The organism is Kitasatospora sp. NPDC101183 (genome assembly GCF_044767945.1).
Classification (GTDB): Bacteria; Actinomycetota; Actinomycetes; order Streptomycetales; family Streptomycetaceae; genus Kitasatospora.
Window position 1 is genome coordinate 1 of sequence record NZ_JBIWOW010000063.1, and the last position, 4,491, is coordinate 4,491.

The following is a 4,491-nucleotide window of genomic DNA, read 5'->3' on the forward strand; positions in this document are numbered from 1 at the left end:
ACCCACCAACAAACCGGCGTCACCTACACCCACTTCGACATGCACCAAACCGGCCCCGACCACATCCACCACATGCTCCAAGAACTCACCCAACTGCTCGAGGACGGCGACCTCCCGCCGTTGCCGACGTTCAGCCGGTCCGTGCACAGCGCGCACTCCGTCCTGCGCCACCTCGCGGCGGGTCAGCACGTCGGAAAGCTCGCTCTGACGATCCCCCAGCCCCTCGACACCAACGGCACCGTCCTCATCACCGGCGGCACCGGCACCCTCGGCGCCCACATCGCCCGCCACCTCACCACCCGCCACGGCATCCGCCACCTGCTCCTCCTCAGCCGCAGCGGTCCGAACGCCCCGCAGGCCCGGGCACTCGTCGAGGAACTCGCCGAACTCGGCACCGTGGCCACGGTCCTGGCCGCCGACGCCGCCGACCTCGACGCCCTCACCGCAGCCCTCGACACCGTCCCCGCCGAGCACCCCCTCACCGCCGTCGTCCACGCCGCCGGCATCCTCGACGACGCCACCCTCGCCAACCTCACCCCCCAGCACCTCCACACCGTCCTGCGGCCCAAGATCGACGCCGCCTGGAACCTCCACCACACCACCCGCCACCACAACCTCACCGCCTTCCTCCTCCTCTCCTCCGCCGCAGGAACCCTCGGCACCCCCGGCCAAGCCAACTACGCCGCCGCCAACGCCGCCCTCGACGCCCTCGCCCACCACCGCCACACCCACGGCCAACCCGCCACCTCCATCGCCTACGGCCTCTGGAACGACACCAGCACCCTCACCACCCACGCCGACCACACCCGGATGAGCCGGGGCGGTGTCCTGCCGCTCAGCACCGAGCACGGCCTCGCCCTGCTCGACGACGCCCTCGCCGCCCACCAGCCGGTGGTCACCGCGCTGCGGCTGGACGGCGGCGCGAGTGAAGTCCCCGCCCTGCTCCAGGGCGTGCTGCGGGCGCCGCTGCGTAAGGCCGCCACCGCGACCGGCGCGCCGGCCGGGCCCGACCTCAAGGAGCGCCTCACCGGCCTGCCGGGCGCCCGGCAGCGGCGCCTCGTCCTCGACCTGGTGCGCGCCGAGGCCGCGGCCGTCCTCGCCCACCCCGACCCGGACCGGCTCGCCCCCGACCAGCCGTTCAAGGACCTCGGCTTCGACTCCCTCACCGCCGTCGAACTCCGCAACCGCCTGCGCACCGCCACCGGACTCCCCCTCCCCACCACCCTCGTCTTCGACCACCCCACCCCCGAAGCCCTGGCCGCCGCCGTGCTCGCCGAACTGGCACCCGAGCCGGCCTCCGCCAACACGGCCGTCCTGGAGGGGATCGAGCAACTCGAAGCGCTGCTCGGCGAGTTCACCGTCGCGACAGGGGAGCCGGACGGCGCGAGCGGTCCGCGCGGACGGGAGGAGGTCACCGCCCGACTGCGCGCCCTGCTGCGCGGCTGGGACGACGCCCGGTCCGGCACCGGCGTACAGGAGGACCTCGACGCCCTCGTCGACCTCGACACCGCCGACGACGACGAGCTCCTCAGCGCGCTCGAACGCGAACTCGGCTCGGACTGACCGCAGTCGCCGCAGCACGACCCCGGGGCCGAGCACCCGCGCACCCGAACCGACCCACGCCAAGGAAGAGACGCCACAGATGGCCAGCACCGAGGAGACCCTGCGCGAGTACCTCAAGCGCGCGACCACCGAACTCCGCCAGACCAAGCGGAGGTTGCGCGAGGCGGAGGCCCGCGACCACGAGCCGGTCGCCGTGGTCGGCATCGGCTGCCGCTTCCCCGGCGGGGTGGAGTCCCCGGAGGACCTGTGGCGACTCGTCGCCGACGGCGTCGACGCCATCGGCCCGTTCCCCACCGACCGCGGCTGGGACCTCGAGAACCTCTACGACCCCGACCCCGAGAAGCCCCGGACCACGTACATCCGCGAGGGCGGATTCCTCGACGGCGCCGCCGACTTCGACCACGCCTTCTTCGGCATCAGCGCCCGCGAGGCCGCCGCGATGGACCCGCAGCAGCGGCTCCTGCTGGAGACCACCTGGGAGGCGCTGGAGCGGGCCGGCATCGACCCGACCGGGCTGCGCGGCTCCCGTACGGCGGTGTTCACCGGGCTCATCGCGCAGGAGTACGCGCCCCGGGCGGGCGAGGCGCCGGGCGAGTACGAGGGCTACTTCCTGGCGGGCAACACCACCAGCGTCGCCAGCGGGCGGGTCGCGTACGTGCTGGGGCTGGAGGGCCCGGCGGTCACGGTGGACACCTCCTGCTCCTCCTCACTGGTCGCGATCCACCACGCGCTGCGGTCGCTGCGCTCCGGGGAGTCGACCCTGGCGCTGGCGGGCGGGGCGACGGTGATCGCCCGGCCCAGCGTGTACACCGAGTTCAGCCGGCAGAAGGGCCTGGCGCCGGACGCCCGCTGCAAGCCGTTCGCCGCCGGGTCGGACGGGACGGGGTTCTCCGAGGGCGTCGGCGTGCTGGTGCTGGAGAAGCTGTCGGACGCGCGGCGGCTCGGGCGCCCGGTGCTCGCGGTGATCCGGGGCTCGGCCGTCAACCAGGACGGCGCCAGCAACGGGCTGACCGCACCCAACGGGCCGTCCCAGCGCCGGGTGATCCAGGAAGCTCTGGCCAACGCGGAGTTGACCGGCACCCAGATCGACGCGGTCGAGGCGCACGGCACGGGGACGACGCTGGGGGACCCGATCGAGGCCCAGGCCCTGCTGGCCACGTACGGGCAGGGCCGCGAGACGCCCGCCTACCTCGGCTCGATCAAGTCCAACATCGGGCACACCCAGGCGGCCGCCGGGGTCGCCGGGGTCATCAAGATGATCGAGGCGTTCCGGCACGGCGAACTGCCGCGCTCCCTGCACCTCGACGCGCCCTCGCCGCACGTGGACTGGACGGCCGGGCGCGTCGAACTCCTCACCCATCACCGCCCCTGGCCCGAGACCGGTCAGCCCCGACGGGCCGCCGTCTCCTCCTTCGGGATCAGTGGCACCAACGCGCACCTGATCCTCGAACAGGCCCCGGCCGTCGAGGCGTTGGAGCCTGCCGAGGTGGAGGAAGGGCCGCTGATCTGGCCACTGTCGGCCCGGGACGCCACGGCCCTCGCCGAGCAGGCCGTCCGGCTGCGGGAGCATCTGGACACGGCGGGCGCCGCTCCCGCCGACACCGCCCACGCCCTGGCGACCACCCGGGCGGCCCACCCGTACCGGGCCGCCGTCGTGACGGGTGACCGGGCCGAACTACGGGACGCGCTCGACGCGTTGGCGGAGGGACGTACGCACGGCGCCCTGCTGACCAGGACGGCCGGCGCGGCCGGCGTGCGGACGGTGTTCGTGTTCCCGGGTCAGGGTTCGCAGTGGATCGGGATGGGACGCGCCCTGCTCGCCCACTCCCCCGCGTTCCGGGACCACATCCACGCCTGCGCCGAAGCGCTGGCACCCCACACCGACTGGGACCTCCTCGACGTCCTCCGGAACGCCTCCGCCCTCGAACGGGTCGACGTCGTCCAGCCCGTCCTCTTCGCCGTCATGACCAGCCTCGCCCACACCTGGCAGACCCACGGCATCCACCCCGACGCCGTCCTCGGCCACTCCCAAGGAGAAATCGCCGCCGCCTACACCGCCGGCGCCCTCACCCTCCACGACGCCGCCAAAATCGTCGCCCTCCGCTCCCGGGCCATCACCACCATCACCGGCCACGGCGGCATGCTCTCCATCCCCCTCCCACCCGACAAGATCACCCTCACCCCCGGCCTCGCCATCGCCGCCACCAACGGCCCCGCCACCACCGTCATCAGCGGCGACGCCACCGAACTCGACACCCTCCAGGCCCACCACCCCGACTCCCGCCGCATCCCCGTCGACTACGCCTCCCACAGCCACCACGTCGAACCCCTCCAACCGCAGCTCGCCCACCTCCTCCACGACATCCAGCCGAAGAGCACGGAGATCGCGTTCTACTCGACGGTGACGGGGGACGTGCTCGACACCGCCGAGCTGACGGCCGACTACTGGTACCGCAACCTGCGCCAGACCGTCCGCCTGGACGAGACCGTGCGCGCCCTGCACCGCGACCGCTTCGGGCTGTTCATCGAGAGCAGTCCGCACGCCGTGCTCACCTACGGCATCCAGCAGACGCTCGACGAGGTCGACCCGAGCGGGACCGTCGCCGTGCTGGGGACACTGCGGCGCGACCATGACGACCACGCCCAGTTCCTCACCGCCCTCGCCACCGCCTGGACCACCGGCGCCCCCGTCCAGCGCTGGACCACCCAGGACCGCACCCCCACCCCCACCGATCTGCCCACCTACCCCTTCCAGCGCACCCGCCACTGGATCAGTCCGCAGACGGGGAGCGGTACGCCGTCGGCGTTGGGACTCGCGCCGACCGACCACCTCTTCCTCAGGACCGCCACCACCCACCCCGACGGCACCACCACCTACACCGGCACCCTCAGCCTCACCACCCACCCCTGGCTCGCCGACCACACCAT

2 protein-coding genes are annotated in these 4,491 nt (G+C 73.3%); both read left to right on the forward strand.

Features of this window, described 5'->3' with window-relative positions; all coding sequences use genetic code 11:
• Positions 1 to 1,563, forward strand: a 1,563-nt coding sequence (locus ACIRRS_RS38290; protein WP_402981706.1) for an SDR family NAD(P)-dependent oxidoreductase, incomplete at its 5' end; no start/stop codon positions are given.
• A 79-nt stretch (positions 1,564 to 1,642) separates the two neighbouring features.
• Positions 1,643 to 4,491: type I polyketide synthase (locus tag ACIRRS_RS38295; protein WP_402981709.1), on the forward strand; the 2,849-nt coding region annotated here is incomplete at its 3' end.